Source organism: Streptomyces sp. NPDC006923 (assembly GCF_040635655.1).
Lineage (GTDB): Bacteria > Actinomycetota > Actinomycetes > Streptomycetales > Streptomycetaceae > Streptomyces.
On sequence record NZ_JBEYIF010000072.1, the window covers coordinates 1 to 1,419 of the forward strand.

Below are 1,419 nucleotides of genomic sequence, written 5' to 3' on the forward strand. Positions count from 1 at the left end.
TGTGCCTGAGACCTGATGCCGAGCCGATTGTGGTGAAGTGGATGATCCTATGCTGTCGAGAAAAGCCTCTAGCGAGTTTCATGGCGGCCCGTACCCTAAACCGACTCAGGTGGTCTGGTAGAGAATACCGAGGCGTTCGGGTGAACTATGGTTAAGGAACTCGGCAAAATGCCCCCGTAACTTCGGGAGAAGGGGGGCCATTCTGGGTGATTGGATTTTCTCCATGAGCTTGGGGTGGCCGCAGAGACCAGCGAGAAGCGACTGTTTACTAAAAACACAGGTCCGTGCGAAGCCGTAAGGCGATGTATACGGACTGACGCCTGCCCGGTGCTGGAACGTTAAGGGGACCGGTTAGTCAATCTTCGGGTTGGCGAAGCTGAGAACTTAAGCGCCAGTAAACGGCGGTGGTAACTATAACCATCCTAAGGTAGCGAAATTCCTTGTCGGGTAAGTTCCGACCTGCACGAATGGCGTAACGACTTCTCGACTGTCTCAACCATAGGCCCGGTGAAATTGCATTACGAGTAAAGATGCTCGTTTCGCGCAGCAGGACGGAAAGACCCCGGGACCTTTACTACAGTTTGATATTGGTGTTCGGTTCGGCTTGTGTAGGATAGGTGGGAGACTGTGAAGCTTGGACGCCAGTTCAGGTGGAGTCGTCGTTGAAATACCACTCTGGTCGTGCTGGATGTCTAACCTGGGTCCGTGATCCGGATCAGGGACAGTGTCTGATGGGTAGTTTAACTGGGGCGGTTGCCTCCTAAAGGGTAACGGAGGCGCCCAAAGGTTCCCTCAGCCTGGTTGGTAATCAGGTGTTGAGTGTAAGTGCACAAGGGAGCTTGACTGTGAGACCGACGGGTCGAGCAGGGACGAAAGTCGGGACTAGTGATCCGGCGGTGGCTTGTGGAAGCGCCGTCGCTCAACGGATAAAAGGTACCCCGGGGATAACAGGCTGATCTTCCCCAAGAGTCCATATCGACGGGATGGTTTGGCACCTCGATGTCGGCTCGTCGCATCCTGGGGCTGGAGTCGGTCCCAAGGGTTGGGCTGTTCGCCCATTAAAGCGGTACGCGAGCTGGGTTTAGAACGTCGTGAGACAGTTCGGTCCCTATCCGCTGTGCGCGTAGGAGTCTTGAGAAGGGCTGTCCCTAGTACGAGAGGACCGGGACGGACGAACCTCTGGTGTGCCAGTTGTTCTGCCAAGGGCATGGCTGGTTGGCTACGTTCGGGAGGGATAACCGCTGAAAGCATCTAAGCGGGAAGCCTGCTTCGAGATGAGGACTCCCACCCCCGTTGAGGGGTTAAGGCTCCCAGTAGACGACTGGGTTGATAGGCCAGATGTGGAAGACCGGTAACGGTTGGAGCTGACTGGTACTAATAGGCCGAGGGCTTGTCCTCAGTTGCTCGCGTCCACTGTGT

Annotated in this window: 1 rRNA gene; it reads left to right on the forward strand. The window is 55.8% G+C overall.

The features are described from left to right. Positions 1 to 1,398 (forward strand): 23S ribosomal RNA (locus ABZ707_RS33465); the annotation flags it as partial. Positions 1,399 to 1,419: the final 21 nt, after the last annotated feature.